Genomic DNA, 17,394 nt, shown 5'->3' on the forward strand with positions numbered 1-17,394 from the left:
ATCGCGCAATCTCTTTAATCGCATCGGATTAAATCTGCGGCACGCTCAGCAATCATAATGGTTGGGGCGTTGGTGTTACCACCAATCAACGACGGCATCACCGAGGCATCCACCACCCGTAGACCCTGCACACCGCGTACGCGCAACTGCGGATCCACCACGGCTTGCGAGTCCTGCTCCGCTCCCATTTTGCAGGTACCCACAGGATGATAAATAGACTCGGCATGCTGACGAATAAATGCGGTCAGGGCGGCCTTATCGTTCACCAGCTTACCCGGTAATAATTCTTCTGTGGCAAACTGGCGCATGGAAGACGTGGCCAGAATCGTCCTCGCTTGCTCGATACCATCGAGCAAATAATCCAGATCTCGCGAATCGCTTAAATAGGCCGGGTCTATTAATGGTGCGTCGGCCGGATTGGTGGATTGCAGGCGGATTGTACCGCGGCTGTGGGGATACAGGTGACACACATGTAAACCATAGCCGTAGCCACCGACCAGCTTGCGGCCGTGATCCTGTAAAATAGCCGGCAAGAAATGCAGCTGCAGATCGGTACGGCCATCCCCATGCCGACTTTGCAGAAAGCCCGCCCCTTCGGCGATATTGCTGCTGAAAATATCATTACGTGAAAACAAATAGCGCCATGCCGCCTGCGCATAACGTGGTACTTGTTTGGCGCTGATCGCATAGCTGCCCGGTGCCTGGCCACGATGCTGAATGATCACATCCAGGTGATCCTGCAAATTTTGCCCCACCCCGGGCACGTCAGCCAACACCTGAATACCCTGTTGGTGCAGGTGCTCTGCCGGGCCAATCCCAGATAACATCAATAGTTGCGGTGAGTTAACCGCACCGCCGGATAAAATCACTTCGCGACTGGCAATCAGGCTTTGGCGCTGATTACGCAAGCGTACTTGCACGCCAATCGCCCTGTCACCGGCAAACAACACTTTCTCACTCAGGCAACCGGTCAAAATGGTCAGATTGCCGCGCGCCTGCGCCTCGCTCAAATAGGCTTTGGCGGCCGAGCAGCGTTGGCCGTTTATTTGCGTCACCTGATACTGCCCTAAGCCAATTCGCTCTGGACCATTGAAATCGTCTACCTGTTGATGTCCTGCCTCAGTAGCGGCATCTATAAACGCCTGCGTGAGAGGGCTGATATAACGCAAATCCGAGACCTGTAGCGGCCCACTGTCACCGTGCCAGTGGTTGGCTCCACGGCTATTACGCTCAGATTTTTTGAAATAGGGTAAAACCTGCTGCCAGTGCCAGCCTTCTGCACCCTGCTCTGCCCAATCATCATAATCGCGCTCATCGCCGCGGATATAACACATGGCATTGACCGAACTGGAACCACCGAGGGTTTTACCCCTTGGCCAATAAAGCCTGCGTTGATTCAGCCCGGCCTGCGGCACCGTATTATATTGCCAGTTCAGATGATTAAACCGCGCCATCAGCGCCAACCCGAAAGGAATATGAATGAGGGGGTTACGATCTACCCCACCAGCTTCCAGCAAACACACCTGTATATCTGGAACTTCGCTTAATCGTGCGGCCAGGGTGGCACCGGCAGAGCCTGCACCTACGATGATATAGTCATACTCTTGTCTGATAGCCATAGTTATTATTTTCGGGCTAAAGTGGGATTCCATTTTGCGCAATTCGTCACCAGTTAACAACCTGATCATTAAGGAAAAACTATGCCAATCAGCACAGGCTACCAAGCGTTATTGGCACAAGCCAATGCCAGAATAAAGACCATCAGCGTTGAGCAGGCCAAGGGCATGGTGCATCAGGCTGATGTGCAGTTTGTTGATATACGTGATGTCCGCGAGTTACAGCGTACGGGCAAAATAGCCGGGGCCTTTCATGCACCGCGCGGCATGCTGGAATTCTGGGTTGACCCGGCCAGTCCCTATCACAAACCTCTGTTTGCTCAGCCACTGACCTTTGTGCTGTATTGTCAGTCAGGCTGGCGCTCGGCGCTGGCCACAGACACATTAAAGATGATGGGTATGGACAACGTGTGCCATATAGAAGGCGGCTTCAGCGCCTGGCAACAAGCCGGTGGGACGACGGAAAAGGTAGATTAAAAAAACCGCCCAAAGGCGGTTTTTTTGATTTAGATAAGCGGTTCCTGATCCGCGCCTTCTTTTTCCACCTCAGGTGGCATCAGATCTTCGCGGCTTACACCCAGTAACAGCGCCATGGAACTGGCGATATAAATAGATGAATAAGTACCGATAAACACACCAAACAGTAACGCCGTGGCGAAACCATGAATAATCGCGCCACCAAAGTAGAACAGCGCGACTAATACCAAAATGGTGGTTAATGATGTGATGATGGTACGGCTCAGGGTTTGCGTCAGTGAGTTATTCACCACCTCAACCGGTTCACCTTTACGCATCTTACGGAAGTTCTCACGGATGCGGTCACACACCACGATGGTATCGTTGAGCGAGTAACCAATTACCGCCAGCAGCGCCGCCAGGACGTTTAAGTCAAACTCCATCTGGATAACTGAGAAAAGACCTAGCGTAATAATCACATCGTGCGCCAAGGCTAATACCGAGCCCAGCGCAAAACGCCATTCAAAGCGCATCGCCACATAAATCAGGATACACAGCAACGCCACCAGCATGGCCAAACCGCCCTGCTCAGTCAGTTCGTCACCCACGTTTGGTCCAACGAACTCGATACGGCGCTGTTCCACCTGGCTACCATCGGCACGCAGCAGGCTAACAACCTGATCACCCAGTTCCGCAGCTTTCACGCCTTCACGGGGTGCCAGACGGATCAGTACATCGCGGCTGCTGCCGAAGTTTTGTACCACCGCATCCGGGAATCCGCCATTGTTCATTTGCTGACGAATCGCATCCAGTTGCGCGGGTTGTTCATAGCCGACTTCAATCAGCGTACCGCCGGTAAAATCCAGCCCCCAGTTCAGGCCATTGACACCCAATGAAATCATTGAGCTAATCAGTAACGCGCCGGACATGATCATGGCCGGAACACGCAACTTCATAAAGTCGACAACGTCATTTAATTTGATTAACTGAAACATAGTGACGACTCCTTACACCGACAGCTTGGTGACACGTTTGCCACCCCAGACGTTATTCACAATCACGCGGGTTACCACAATCGCAGTAAACATCGAGGTGATAATCCCGATAGCCAGCGTAATGGAGAAGCCTTTAATCGGACCGGTACCGATACCGAACAGAATCACTGCGGCAATCAACGTGGTGATATTGGCATCCAAAATGGTGGAAAACGCACTGTCATAACCATGATGGATTGCCTGCTGTGGTCCCCGGCCTTCTCGTAATTCTTCACGAATACGTTCAAAAATCAGCACGTTAGCATCAACTGCCATGCCCACCGTCAAAACAATCCCGGCCATACCCGGTAATGTCAGCGTCGCGCCCGGGATAAGCCCCATCACTCCGATAATCAGAATCAGGTTAGCCAGCAAGGCTGCGTTAGCGACCAGACCAAACTTTTTGTAGTAGAACAGCATAAATGCCAGTACCAACACCAGACCATATAATATGGCGGTTTGACCCAGTTCGATGTTCTCTTTACCCAGGCTTGGGCCGACGGTGCGTTCTTCGACGATCTGAATCGGCGCAATCAGTGCACCGGCACGCAGAAGCAGTGCCAGATTATGTGCTTCACCCGGGCTGTCCAGACCGGTAATGCGGAATGCCTGACCCAGTGTGGTCTGAATCGTTGCTACGCTGATAACGCGCTGGATTTTCTCAAACACAGGTTTGTCGTTTTCATCACGCTCTGGCAAAGGCTTATATTCGATAAAGACCGTTGCCATTGGCTTTCTGACATTTTCACGTGAAAACGCGGTGATTTGCGCACCACCTTCAGAGTCCAGCTTAATGTTGACCTGTGGACGACCGTTTTCATCAACCCCGGCACGGGCATCGACGATATGGCTGCCTTTGAGCGCGATAGTATCTACCAACAATTCCGGACGGCCGGTTTTATCATTATCGATCAGGATAGAACCCGGTGGCACACGACCGTTCAGCGCATCACGCACATCGTGTTCGGTATCCACCAAGCGGAATTCCAGCGTCGCCGTAGCGTTAAGAATTTGCTTAGCGTAAGCCGTGTCCTGAATACCCGGTAATTGCACCACGATACGATCTGGGCCCTGACGCTGAATCAGCGGCTCTGCCACACCCAATTGGTTAACCCGGTTGCGCATGATAGTGATGTTTTGCTTCACTGCATTGTCGCGGGTTTCTTTCAGGCTTAATTCGCTGAATACGACTTTTAGCGTCAGCTCACCGGATTCGCTGACCACCACGTCAGGCTTGGTACGTTTGATAAACGACTCCGCCAGGCTCAGCATGTCCGCATCACGGAACAGCACAGACACGCTGTTACCTTCAACCTCTACGGTACGGTAGCGAATCTTTTCAATCCGCAGCGAACGGCGCAGTTCATCACGCAGACTTTGCAGGTTGTCTTTGAGCACGGTATTCATGTCCACTTCCATCAGGAAATGTACACCACCACGTAAGTCCAGACCCAGCTTCAGCGGCTCACCGCCGAGGGCTTTCAGCCACTCTGGGGTATCCGGTGCCAGGTTGTTTGCGACGATAAATTTGTTGCCCAGTTCGGCAGCAATGGTCTCGCGCGCCTGGTTTTGTTGATCGGGGTTTTCCAGACGGATCAGAATTTGTTTGCTATCCGCATCAAATTTGGACCCTTTAATCTTAATGCCCGCATCGGCCAATGCTTGTTCAGCATTCAGCAACACGGTGCTATCGATGACGGCATTGCGATCCGGCGAGATTTGTACGGCATGATCCTCGCCGTAAATATTGGGCAACGCATACAAACCGGCGACCGCAATCACCAGTATGACCATCAGCGTTTTCCACAGGGGAGTCTTGTTCAACACAACTCAACGTCCTTTTTGCAGGGTTAGTAACCCAAAAAACGAAAAAAGCCGGGCCGGGCCCGACTTATTCACATTAAATATTTTTCATGGTGCCTTTAGGCAGAACCGCCGTCACCGCACCTTTTTGTACGACGATGTTGGTGCTGTCGTTCAGGCTGATTTCGATAAAATCTTTGTCAGCACTGACTTTGTTGATTTTACCGACCATGCCGCCCTGGGTCAGGACTTCATCACCTTTGCTCAGGCCTTCCACCAGCGCCTTGTGCTCTTTCATGCGTTTAGCTTGTGGGCGATACAGCATGAAATAAAACACTAAACCAAACACGGCCAGCATGATGATCATTTCGAAACCACCACCTTGTGGTGCACCGGCACCCGCTGCATGGGCACTAGAAATAAAAAAGCTCATAGGATTCCCCTGTTTAACTTGTTATTTATTGTACGGGAGCCGCGGCTCCCTGTTATTGAATTACTCTGCCAGTGGCGGTACGTCCATACCTTTCTGGGCATAAAACTCGGCGACAAACTCATCCAGCTTATTCGCTTCAATGGCGTCACGCAGCCCCTGCATCACGCGCTGATAATACCGTAAGTTATGGATGGTATTGAGTCGTGCGCCGAGGATTTCATTGCATTTGTCGAGATGATGTAAATATGACCGTGTGTAGTTTTTACAAGTGTAACAGTCACATTTTTCATCTAGTGGACGCGTATCGGTTTTATTCGCCGCATTACGGATCTTGATCACGCCTTCGGTAACAAACAAATGCCCGTTACGTGCGTTACGGGTCGGCATCACGCAGTCGAACATATCGATGCCGCGGCGTACCGCTTCAACGATATCTTCCGGCTTGCCCACGCCCATCAGATAACGGGGTTTGTGCGCCGGAATTTTCCACGCGGTGTGATCCAGAATGCGGATCATATCTTCTTTAGGCTCACCCACCGATAACCCACCGATGGCGTAACCGTCAAAGTCGATATTGACCAGGCCTTGCAGCGACACATCACGCAGGTCTTCGTACATGCCGCCCTGAATAATGCCGAACAAGGCAGATGGATTATCTGCATGGGCATCTTTACTGCGCTGTGCCCAGCGCAGTGACAATTCCATGGAGGTACGAGCCTGCTCATCGGTGGCGGGATACGGCGTACATTCATCGAAAATCATCACGATATCTGAGCCCAGATCGCGCTGCACTTCCATGGATTTTTCCGGCGTCAGCAGGATCTTTTCGCCATTAATCGGTGAGCGGAAGGTCACGCCCTCTTCGCTGATTTTGCGCAGATCGCCAAGGCTAAATACCTGAAAACCACCTGAGTCGGTCAGAATCGGCTTATCCCAGTGCATAAAATCGTGCAGGTCACCGTGCATTTTCATAATTTCGGTGCCCGGACGTAACATCAGGTGAAAGGTGTTACCCAAACAAATATGCGCACCTGTGTCTTTCAGTTCTTCCGGCGTCATACCTTTGACCGTGCCGTAGGTCCCCACTGGCATAAATGCCGGGGTTTCAACCACACCACGATCAAAAATCAGACGGCCACGACGGGCCTTGCCGTCGGTATTAATCAGTTCAAATTTCATATCAGTTCCCAGAGCCTTCCGGAAAACAGTCCAGGACTCAAAAGGTTAAAAAAACGCGCCGGATTATACCTGATTTTATGGAACGGGAGGAAACCTTTCGCCATGGGATTTTTAGCATTTAGACTGTTTTGTGATGAGCAGTTCAGCATTGTTGCGGGTGCCCTGCTCCAATTCACTTATTTTGCGATTGCGCGATATTCCTTAATCAACAGACCGTAATCACTTTGTTCCGCGCGAAGCGTCAATGTCCCATTAGCGTTTAGCTTTTGATAGAAGGGCTCTGACACACAGATATAGGTTGAATCCCAATCTGGTTTACCCAAAAGTCTTAAACGGTATTGACAGAGCTTTGATCTTGAACGTTTTTCATAGGCCATTGCCACATTTACAGGCTCTACAACTGCGAACTGATGCATACCTAGCGGAACGACACGGTCAACAAAATTATCAACCAATAACCACACCAATAACGGCAAACAAAAGACCATAACGAGCCCTCGCTTGGACTTCATCAAATAATGCGAAAACCCTGCATCCTTTATGAGAACCACGCACCAGAGTAGTAAGAAGCCAATTTTGAGCCCCCAGATCAAGCCAGACAATTCTGATGTAATATGATTAGCCGGCAGGAAATCGGCGAACCCGCCAAGCAATTGAGCAAGTAGCAACCCGAAAAAGGACAGCAACGTTGTGCGAGTTATCCATAGCAATTCTGCCCAACGAGGTTTTTCTGCTGACTCGACACCTTCACCGGCCAAATCTGCCCCCGTTTGTGGCATTTGCTTTTCGGTTAACTTTAAATCAAGTGCACGTTGAGCTGCGACGTAACGTTCAGGAAAACGAGTCTGATCTATACGAGCCAATACATCCTGTAATTCGTCAACGCTGTATGTGGCATAATTTGGCGTATTTTGATTCATAGCACCTCCCTGTGCTGCAGATTCATGTTAGGTTTTGTCAGGCCCTGTTAATAAACATGGCATCGCCATAGCTGAAGAAACGATAACGTTGCGCAATAGCCTGCTGATAAGCATGCATCACATTATCGCGCCCGGCAAAAGCGCTGATCAGCATAATCAGAGTCGACTCCGGCAAGTGGAAATTGGTCAGCATGGCATCCACTAGCTGAAACTCGTAGCCCGGGTAAATAAATATATCGGTATCGGCAAAAAACGGTGCCAGCCCGGTTCCCGCATGTTTCGCTGCCTGTGCAGCAGACTCTAATGAACGTACCGAGGTAGTCCCTACTGCCACAACGCGTTTGCCGGCGGCTTTGGTGGCAAGAATAGCATCCACCACTTCCTGCGGCACTTCAGCATATTCAGAGTGCATTTTATGTTCAAGAATATTATCGGCACGCACCGGCTGGAACGTCCCCGCGCCCACATGCAAGGTCACAAACGCCTTGTTGACTCCCTTAGCCTCCAGCGCAGCAAAAATTTCATCGTCAAAGTGCAGGCCCGCAGTAGGCGCAGCCACCGCCCCGGGTTTTTCACTGTATACCGTCTGATACCGTTCCTGATCGCTCTGTTCGTCAGGACGGTCAATATAGGGTGGCAACGGCATATGGCCATGGGCCTGTAAATCGGCCAGCACATCACCTGAGGTAAATTCCAGTTCAAACAGTGCATCATGGCGCGCCAACATGGTGACTTCGACACTGTTTTCCAGGATCAGTTTTGTACCCGGTTTAGGCGCTTTGCTGGCGCGCACATGCGCCAACACCCGGCGCTCATCCAGCAGACGTTCTACCAATACCTCAACCTTGCCGCCACTGGCTTTTTGCCCCAGCAAGCGCGCGGGGATCACACGGGTATTGTTAAACACCAGTAGGTCACCGGGTTCCAGTAAATTCACAATATCCGGAAAGTGCAGATGTTGTGTCGTCCCGCTTTTTCCATCCAGATGGAGTAACCGGCTGGCACTGCGTTTTTCAGTGGGATAGCGGGCAATCAATTCATCAGGTAAGTCGAAGGAAAAATCACTGCGTTTCATGGGGTCCCCTTGTTGATAACGGCGGGATTATAAAGACTGTTTAGGGTATGCACCAGTATACTTATGTAGCGACCTGAATACTTTTTCAACGGAGAAACAGGGTTATACTTCAAACATCAAATGTGTGTGTTGTTCTCTGCGTGTTGTTCCTAGTAACAAATTCGTACACCGGCCTCCCCTGGCCGGTTTTTTTTGCCTGAATGGGTATGCTTTTACATACTATGCATTTAGCACTAATACCTTAAACGTTTTAGAATTGTGTATACTTTACTCAGTTTCTCCCAACTTGCTTAACACCTGTTGCAAGTCCGAAACTGACACTTAATTTGCAGCGCCCAGATCCCCTCTGGGCGTTTTTTTATTTCTGCTCCAGTAATCGCGCCATGCGCGCCTGTACTTCTGTCACCAATAAATCTGGCTGGAACTTAGAAATAAATGCATTGCAGCCCACCTTCTCGACCATAGCCTGATTAAAACTGCCGCTTAAGGACGTGTTGAGCACGATATAGAGATCCTGCATGCGCGGATCACTGCGCACTTCGGCAGTCAGTCGGTAACCGTCCATTTCCGGCATTTCTGCATCGGTAATCATCAGCAGGAGTTCCTCGCTGACTGATTTCCCTTCATCTGCCCACGCTTGCAATCGTTTCAGGGCATCCAAACCATTTTTATCTTCAATGATCTCCAGCCCTAACTGCTCCAATGTCTGACGACTTTGCATACGCGCCGTCGCTGAGTCGTCCACAATCAGGACTTTGCGACCCGGCATTTTCGCAACCAGCGCTTCGTCAAGCACATCTTCTGAGATAGAAATATCGTAATCGATAATTTCGGCCAGCACTTTTTCCACATCGATGATTTCCACCAAGCGCTGCTGACCCTCAATATCGCAACGGGTAATCGCGGTCAGGTAATTACTCCGACCTGCAGTGCTCGGTGGCGGCTGGATATCACTCCAGGAGGTGTTAACGATATTCAGCACTTCACCAACATAAAAGCCCTGCACGCTGCGATTGTATTCAGTAATGATTACGTTCTCACGCCTATCTTCGACCGGGCGGGAGGCAGGCATACGGATCGCCATGCGCAAGTCAATTATCGGAATAGATTTGCCACGGTAGTTGGTCACACCGCGCATATTAGGGTGTGAGCCTGGCATCATATTCATTTTCGGCACAGTGATCACTTCACGTATCTTGAACACGTTCAGCGCAAATACCTGCATGCCGTGTAAACGAAACAGTAAAAGTTCGAGGCGGTTTTCTCCGACCAGCTTAGTACGCTGATCAACCGCAGCTAATACACCTGACATAATTTTCCGATGATGATTCGCGAGCAGGTATAACAACTTTAGTCACGAACCTGTTGATTTGACCAATAAAAATGCCGCCCGAAGGCGGCTCAGTGTTGGGAACACCGAAGACGGTCAGATTACCCAACACAGATTGCGCAGCAATAACATTTTGCCCGCATTACCTATGCAGATAGTAACCTTAAGAATTCTGTTTTTCTATTTAATTCAGTGAGTTAAATAAAGACAAAAATAGCAGCACCCGGCCATAACCGGATGCTGAGCAGGTGTTTAACCAAATTGGTTCATGGTGTTGTCTTTACCGGATGCCTTCAGTGCGGCATCGCCAGAGAAGTACTCTTTATGATCATCACCCATATCGGAACCCGCCATGTTCTGGTGTTTCACACAGGCAATACCCTGACGAATTTCCTGACGCTGTACACCCTGTACATAAGCCAGCATCCCCTCGGCACCGAAGTAACCTTTTGACAGGTTATCGGTAGACAATGCCGCCGTGTGGTAGGTAGGCAAAGTAATCAGGTGGTGGAAGATGCCCGCTTCACGCGCCGCATCCGCCTGGAAGCTACGAATACGGTTATCGGCTTCCTGAGCCAACTCAGTCTGATCATAATCCACGCTCATCAGCTTGGCACGGTCGTAGGCACTAACGTCTTTACCCGCTTCCTGCCATGCATCAAACACCTGCTGACGGAAGTTCAGCGTCCAGTTGAATGATGGGCTGTTGTTGTATACCAGCTTGGCATTCGGCACGACTTCACGGATACGGTTAACCATGGCGGCAATCTGGCCAATGTGAGGCTTTTCGGTTTCGATCCACAGCAGATCCGCACCATTTTGCAAGCTGGTGATACAGTCCAGCACCACACGGTCTTCGCCAGACCCTTTCTTGAACTGGAATAATCCAGATGGCAGGCGCTTAGGACGCAGCAATTTGCCGTTGGCTTTCACAACCACATCACCATTGGCGATATCATCAGCACTTTCGATATAGTCACCATCGAGGAAACTATTGTATTTGTCACCCAAATCGCCTGGTTCGTTTGTTACCGCGATTTGCTTGGTCAAACCTGCACCAAGGGAGTCAGTACGTGCAACGATGACACCTTCATCCACACCCAACTCCAAAAACGCATAACGCACCGCATTGATCTTGGCGAGGAAGTCTGCGTGGGGCACTGTCACTTTACCGTCCTGGTGACCACACTGTTTCTCATCAGATACCTGGTTTTCGATCTGAATCGCGCAAGCTCCGGCTTCAATCATTTTCTTCGCCAGCAGGTACGTCGCTTCTTCGTTACCAAAACCGGCGTCGATATCGGCCACGATAGGCACGACATGGGTTTCAAAGTTGTCGATTTTGTTCTGAATTTCGTCAGCCTTGGCTGTATCACCGGCAGCACGGGCTGCATCTAATTCACGGAACAGGCCGCCCATTTCACGTGCATCAGCCTGACGCAGGAACGTATAAAGCTCTTCAATCAAAGCCGGCACCGCCGTCTTTTCGTGCATCGACTGATCAGGCAGAGGGCCGAATTCACTGCGTAGCGCAGCAATCATCCAGCCAGACAGATACAGGTAACGTTTGTTGGTGTTACCAAAGTGCTTCTTAATGGAAATCATTTTTTGCTGACCGATAAAGCCGTGCCAGCAACCCAGTGACTGAGTATAAGCTGCAGGATTCGCATCATATTCAGCCATGTCTTTACGCATGATAGACGCGGTGTAACGCGCAATATCCAAACCGGTTTTGAAACGATTCTGTGCCTTCATACGCGCCGCGTATTCCGGGTTGATGGCATGCCAGGCGTCACGCTCTTTGCGCAGTTGAGAAATGGCTTCGATATCCTGTTGATAGCTAGACATAGGGTTTCTCCTTTGTGGGCCACCTCTTGGGGTGCGCGCCGTTATTGCTGTAGGGTCAAATACATCAGACTTCAGTCGCAATTTCGTGCTTTGCTGAAATCTGTTGCTGACAAGCATAGCCAGCCTGATTACAATTCAATAAATTTATAAACCTCATATCCGGCATTGATTTTATGAATATATCCAGAATCGACCTGAATTTATTGGTCTATTTCGACGTGTTGTTACGTGAAAAAAGCGTTACCCGCGCCGCCCATCAGTTATCTATAACGCAACCCGCCATGAGTAACGGCCTCAAACGGCTGCGCGAGCTATTCAATGATCCGGTACTGGTGCGCACCAGCGATGGCATGACCCCAACCCAACGGGCACTGGAACTGCAACCTGTGGTGCGTGACGTGTTGTCTAAACTGGAAGCGGCGATACAGCCTGAAGTGGAATTCGATCCGGCCAGCAGTGAGCGTACCTTTCGGATTATGGCCAGCGACTACGCCGAATCCACCCTGTTGATTGAGGTCTTGCGCCGCCTGTCACAAGTGGCGCCGGGGATTACCCTGGATATCATTACGCCATCAGATGTGACCTTCCATGATGTGGAGCATGGCAAAGTAGACATGGCGATTAACCGCTTTGACGAGCTGCCCCTGTCGTTTCATCAAAAGGTTCTGTGGTACGACAGTTTCAGTTGCGTAATGAATGAGAGTAATCCGGCCGCGAAAGACTTCACACTGGATAACTATCTGAAAGCACAACATATTTGGGTAAGTAAAACCGGCTTTGGAGTCGGTGTGGGGATTGACCCTAATGAGGTCCAGAAGCTCGGCTGGGTTGACGCCGAACTGACCAAACTGGGCAAGAAACGTCATATTAAGATCTTTACCCGTCACTACCATGTGGCACTGCAATTGGCGCGCGAGCACAATCTGGTCGCCACCCTGCCAAGCCGCGCGGCGCAAATTTATCGCCATGATCCGACTATGGTGATCAGCGATCCGCCGTTTGATATTCCTCCCATCGCACTGAAAATGGCCTGGAGCGCATTACTGCAACACGATGCCGGGCACATCTGGCTACGTCGTTTGATTATGGACATTGCTGCAGAGTTATAAATGTGATGAATGTTCGCAATTGCGAGCATTCACTCAACAACTGAGTTGAGCTTACCCATAATAGTCAGACATGGCTCCAAGGAGATGCTTTTTTATGGCCCAGACCCCCCCCTACACCCAATACGGCCCGTTGCAGGTTGCCACCCAACTGGCAACCCTGATTAATGACACTCTGTTACCGGCTGTTGGCCTGCAGGAGCAGGATTTTTACCCCGGCGTTGTGCAGTTACTCGGCGAATTTATGCCACGAAACGCGGCACTATTAGCCAAACGAGAGACGCTACAACAACAAATCGATCAATTTCACAAAGCGTTTCCTACCGCCTGCTTCGATGAATACAAAGCGTTTCTGCTGGGCATTGGTTATTTGCAACCTGAGCCTAAGGATTTTTGCATTGAAACCAACAATGTCGACGCTGAAATCGCGACCATGGCCGGTCCGCAACTGGTCGTGCCGATTAACAATGCGCGCTACGCACTGAATGCGGCCAATGCCCGCTGGGGTAGCCTGTATGATGCACTTTACGGCACCGACGCCATCAGCGAAGAAGGCGGCGCAGAAAAAGGCCGTCAGTACAATCCCATCCGTGGCGAGAAGGTCATTGCGACGGCACGCCGTTATCTAGATAGCATGGCGCCACTGGCCAGCGGCAAACATGCCGATGCGATCAAGTATGAAATTTATGCCGGCGCACTGCGTGTAACGTTACAGGATGGCCAGAAAACCGGATTACGCCAGCCTCAGCAATTGGTCGCTTATAACGGTGAGCAAAGCAGCCCGCAATGCCTGTTACTGGTTCACAATGGTTTGCATCTGGATATTCAGTTCGACCCCAGCCATCCGGTCGGTAAATCTGATCCGGCAGGCATCAAAGATATCGTGCTCGAGTCTGCCCTGACCACTATCATGGATTGCGAAGACTCTGTCGCTGCCGTGGATGCCGAAGATAAAACCCTGGTTTATCAGAACTGGCTGGGCTTGATTCGCGGCGATTTAAGCGAGTCGGTGCAAAAAGGCGATAACGTCCTGACCCGCACCCTCAATGGTGACCGCCATTACACAGCACTAGACGGAAGCGAAACGGTTCTGCCGGGTCGCAGTTTGATGTTTGTGCGCAATGTCGGCCATCTGATGACCAATGATGCCATACTATTTAACGGTGCAGAGATTCCCGAAGGGATCCTCGATGGCATTATTACCAGCCTGATCGCCAAACAGGACGTGATGGCGCTGGGTAAATACCGCAACAGCCGTCATGGCAGCATCTATATCGTGAAACCCAAGATGCATGGCCCGGAAGAAGTGGCGTTTACGAATGATTTATTTGCCGCCATCGAAGATCTTCTTGCGCTGCCCGCCAACACGCTGAAAGTCGGCATTATGGATGAGGAGCGCCGCACCACGGTGAATCTGAAAGCCTGTATTGCCGCTGCTAAGCAACGGGTGGTGTTTATTAACACCGGATTTTTGGACAGAACCGGCGATGAAATTCATACCAGCATGCATTTGGGTCCGTTCGCGCGCAAAGCCGACATTAAAGGCATGCCATGGTTGGATGCCTATGAACGTGCCAACGTACACAATGGCCTGATTTGTGGCCTGAGCGGTAAAGCACAGATTGGTAAAGGCATGTGGCCAATTCCGGATCAAATGGACGCTATGCTCAAGGCCAAACTGGGTCACCCTAAAGCTGGCGCCAACACTGCGTGGGTACCATCGCCCACCGCCGCTACCCTGCATGCTTTGCACTATCATCAGGTCGATGTTTTCGGCGTACAGCAACAGCTCAGTTCGCAGCCTTTTGATGACGCGGATGTCATCCTGCAAATCCCACTGTTAAGTGACAAAAACCACTTAAGCGAGGAAGAGATTCAACTGGAGCTGGAAAATAACATTCAGGGCATTCTGGGTTACGTAGTGCGCTGGGTACATCAGGGCGTAGGTTGTTCAAAAGTGCCGGATATTCACAATGTGGGCCTGATGGAAGATCGCGCGACACTGCGTATTTCCTCCCAGCATATTGCCAATTGGTTATTGCATGGCCTGGTCAGTCGCGAGCAAGTGGACAGCACCATGCGTCGCATGGCGAAACTGGTGGACGAGCAAAACGCCGGCGACACGGACTACATTGCCATGGCACCGGATTTTGATGACTCTATTGCGTTTCAGGCGGCCGCTGCACTGATCTTCGAAGGGGTAAACCAACCAAGTGGTTATACCGAGCCTTTATTGCACCAAAAACGCAAAGAAATGAAGGCGCGCTTGGCCGCTGGCTAATTGCGAGTTTTAGTAGTAAACCGTGATACCAGCCATCCCCGGCAAAACGGTTTTATTCAGCACCTTCGGGTGCTGTTTTTTTGAAAAATAGATCCTGCATAAAAGCGCGTCAGCCGTCAGTTTTGGCAATGTAAATCCACACTTGCTGACCGGACACGGTATCAGCATGCACCCGCTGATAATCGTCGACTTCATATTCGTCCGCTTGCGCCAGTTCAGCCTCGGTGATTTCAAACACTGTGCCTTTTACCCGATCGGCCGGATTACCGGTGTAACGCAAGATGGGATGGACTGATTGGCCACTGGTTTGCAGCACCTGCGGATCGCGGATCACTAACTCACCAACGATATAACCAGGCAGTTGATCCATGGTGCCATCCAGCAGGCGTCCAAATGTCGCTAATTGCACATCCGGTAATTGCAGGGTTCCGTATGAAAATAACCTGGGCATCAGACGCATCCTCCATGTGGTGAGCGAATACCTTAGCTAAAAATTCAGGCGAAAAAAGCCGCCCAGTTGGACGGCTTTTGGCCAATTATTTTACATCTTAAAATACAAGGGTTGGCGCGACGTCTTGGTTGGCAGAATTTGATTCATGCTGGCGGCATCAAACAAACGGCCATTTTGCATCACATGACTAACCCGATCGCTCTGACGAATATCTTTAAGTGGTTCGCCATCAATAATCATCAGATCGGCTAACTTACCCACCTCAATACTGCCCAGCTCCTTCTCCAGTCCAAACGTTCTGGCCGGGTCAATGGTGGCGGTTTTGAACGCCTCCAATGGAGTCATACCGCCTTGCACATACATCCATAATTCCCAATGTGCCCCCAGGCCTTCACGCTGACCATGGGAGCCAATATTGGTATAAACCCCGGCGTCATGCAGTTTTTTCGCCTCTTCAGCTACACGGATGTGGTTGTAGTGGTGCTCGGGCGCAATATCTCGGCGCATTGATACCGGGCGCAGAACGTTTTCCGGCACATACTGACTCAGTCGCGGATGCTTCCACACATCAGTATGGGAATACCAGTATTTCTCGCCCCAAATCCCGCCATAGGCTACCACCAGCGTCGGGGTATAGGCCGTTCTGGCCTGCGACCACAACTGCATCACGTCGTCATACATGCGCTCCAACGGAATCGCGTGTTCGATGGTGGTATGTCCGTCAACTACCATGGTCATATTGTGCTGAAACAACGACCCCCCTTCCGGCACGACCATCATTTGCGTCTGACGACCGGCTTCAATCACCTGTTGGCGCTGGTTACGACGTGGCTGGTTATAGCTTTTCACGCTAAATGCCCCGGCGGCTTTTAAACGCTCTAAATGGAATTTGGCATCGTCGAGGCTATCAATATGCGAGGTATAGCCAATGCCTTTGGCACCATACAGAATCGTGCCGGTGCTATATAAACGAGGCGCGACGATTTCACCGGCCTTTTGCATTTCACTGGCAGTAAAAAACTCGGTGGTGTCATTGGATGGATCATGCACCGTGGTAACACCAAATGTCATGGCGGCCAGCGTCACCCAGTTCTGCTGAGGAATGATTTCATTACTGCCCTGCGGGCCATGGGCGTGGGCATCGATCATACCTGGCAAAATAGTCTTGCCCTGCATGTCCACCACCTTCGCATCGGCGGGGATATTCACGTCACCGCGCTTTCCTACTGCCGCAATCCGGTTGTCCTGTACCAATACCACACCATCGGTGATTACTTCATTGCCCTTCATGGTGGCAATGGTGGCACCGGTCAGCGCAATCAGGCTTTTGGGCTTATCCGCTTTAGCCCTGAAGCCTAAAGAGGTCACAGTCGGCTCAGACTCAGATGATTTGTCAGCGATAAACACATCCGCCACAGAGGCCTGATACAAATCGGGCCCCAGACTCCAGTAAAGGCCTTTGCTGTCGGCCTGCCAACTGATATTTTCTCCGGCCCGCAGCGATAACTGATGCACCGGCAAGGCACCATTACTGATCCCACTTTGAATGGTTTGCGCCACATCCAGCAATGGGGTGACGAATACCTTAAAGCGTTCTGCATAGGCCAGCAGCTTGCCATCAGGTGATACACGATATTCCGTGGCAAACTCATTCTGATACAACTTTGTGGCGTCCTGGCCATCAAGATTGATGCGCCACAATTCGGCCTGCTCACCTATGCCCATGTAATACAGCACAGCGTTATCCGCAGCAAAATGCGCGAGCATACCGTTTTCAGTAATCAGTTCAGGCTTGCCGCCTTTGGTCGCGACGCGATAAAGCCCGGGTTCGGCATCCCAGATCGGCGGGGTAATGTAACCGC

14 protein-coding genes are annotated in these 17,394 nt (G+C 50.9%); 3 read left to right on the forward strand and 11 right to left on the reverse strand.

Annotated elements, in window-relative coordinates; all coding sequences use genetic code 11:
* Window positions 1–14: 14 nt before the first annotated feature.
* Window positions 15–1,619 (reverse strand): GMC family oxidoreductase, encoded by a 1,605-nt coding sequence (locus TK45_RS15035; RefSeq protein WP_131259667.1) that lies wholly within the window; start codon window positions 1,617–1,619, stop codon window positions 15–17.
* 81 nt (window positions 1,620–1,700) lie between these two features.
* Here TK45_RS15035 and TK45_RS15040 point away from each other — a divergent pair, with 81 nt between their 5' ends.
* Complete coding sequence (locus TK45_RS15040) at window positions 1,701–2,093, forward strand: rhodanese-like domain-containing protein (RefSeq protein WP_165490801.1); 393 nt, start codon at window positions 1,701–1,703, stop codon at window positions 2,091–2,093.
* A 29-nt stretch (window positions 2,094–2,122) separates the two neighbouring features.
* On the opposite strand, the gene secF is transcribed toward TK45_RS15040, so the two are convergent.
* From secF to TK45_RS15080, 8 genes are all read right to left on the reverse strand, one after another.
* A complete protein-coding gene (gene secF, locus TK45_RS15045; protein ID WP_131259668.1) occupies window positions 2,123–3,067 on the reverse strand; it encodes a protein translocase subunit SecF in 945 nt (314 codons plus the stop codon).
* A gap of 12 nt (window positions 3,068–3,079) precedes the next feature.
* Window positions 3,080–4,933, reverse strand: a complete 1,854-nt coding sequence (gene secD, locus TK45_RS15050) for a protein translocase subunit SecD (protein ID WP_131259669.1) — start codon at window positions 4,931–4,933, stop codon at window positions 3,080–3,082.
* Between the two features lie 73 nt (window positions 4,934–5,006).
* Window positions 5,007–5,342, reverse strand: a complete 336-nt coding sequence (gene yajC, locus TK45_RS15055) for a preprotein translocase subunit YajC (protein WP_131259670.1) — start codon at window positions 5,340–5,342, stop codon at window positions 5,007–5,009.
* Between the two features lie 60 nt (window positions 5,343–5,402).
* On the reverse strand, window positions 5,403–6,521 hold the full coding sequence (gene tgt / locus TK45_RS15060; RefSeq protein WP_131259671.1) for a tRNA guanosine(34) transglycosylase Tgt: 1,119 nt from the start codon (window positions 6,519–6,521) through the stop codon (window positions 5,403–5,405).
* A 176-nt stretch (window positions 6,522–6,697) separates the two neighbouring features.
* Window positions 6,698–7,441 carry a hypothetical protein gene (locus tag TK45_RS15065; RefSeq protein WP_131259672.1) on the reverse strand — a complete coding sequence of 248 codons (744 nt, stop codon included), beginning with the start codon at window positions 7,439–7,441 and terminating at the stop codon, window positions 6,698–6,700.
* Between the two features lie 37 nt (window positions 7,442–7,478).
* Window positions 7,479–8,516: a tRNA preQ1(34) S-adenosylmethionine ribosyltransferase-isomerase QueA gene (queA, locus tag TK45_RS15070; protein ID WP_131259673.1), complete on the reverse strand. Its 1,038-nt coding sequence runs from the start codon at window positions 8,514–8,516 to the stop codon at window positions 7,479–7,481.
* Window positions 8,517–8,874: 358 nt separating this feature from the next.
* Window positions 8,875–9,828, reverse strand: a complete 954-nt coding sequence (locus tag TK45_RS15075) for a chemotaxis protein CheV (protein ID WP_131259674.1) — start codon at window positions 9,826–9,828, stop codon at window positions 8,875–8,877.
* 270 nt (window positions 9,829–10,098) lie between these two features.
* The gene (locus TK45_RS15080; protein WP_131259675.1) at window positions 10,099–11,694 is read right to left on the reverse strand and encodes an isocitrate lyase; all 1,596 of its coding nucleotides are present in this window, start codon (window positions 11,692–11,694) and stop codon (window positions 10,099–10,101) included.
* A 173-nt stretch (window positions 11,695–11,867) separates the two neighbouring features.
* On the opposite strand from TK45_RS15080, the gene TK45_RS15085 reads away from it, so the two are divergent.
* Both TK45_RS15085 and TK45_RS15090 read left to right on the forward strand, forming a co-directional pair.
* The gene (locus TK45_RS15085; RefSeq protein ID WP_131259676.1) at window positions 11,868–12,803 is read left to right on the forward strand and encodes a LysR family transcriptional regulator; all 936 of its coding nucleotides are present in this window, start codon (window positions 11,868–11,870) and stop codon (window positions 12,801–12,803) included.
* A 94-nt stretch (window positions 12,804–12,897) separates the two neighbouring features.
* A complete protein-coding gene (locus TK45_RS15090) occupies window positions 12,898–15,081 on the forward strand; it encodes a malate synthase G (protein WP_131259677.1) in 2,184 nt (727 codons plus the stop codon).
* 109 nt (window positions 15,082–15,190) lie between these two features.
* Here TK45_RS15090 and TK45_RS15095 read toward each other — a convergent pair whose 3' ends face one another.
* Window positions 15,191–15,532 (reverse strand): gamma-glutamylcyclotransferase family protein, encoded by a 342-nt coding sequence (locus TK45_RS15095; RefSeq protein WP_131259678.1) that lies wholly within the window; start codon window positions 15,530–15,532, stop codon window positions 15,191–15,193.
* 90 nt (window positions 15,533–15,622) lie between these two features.
* A partial coding sequence (locus TK45_RS15100; RefSeq protein WP_165490802.1) for an amidohydrolase family protein occupies window positions 15,623–17,394 on the reverse strand: 1,772 nt, incomplete at its 5' end.

Source organism: Bowmanella sp. JS7-9, from assembly GCF_004329715.1.
GTDB classification, from domain to species: domain Bacteria; phylum Pseudomonadota; class Gammaproteobacteria; order Enterobacterales; family Alteromonadaceae; genus Pseudobowmanella; species Pseudobowmanella zhangzhouensis.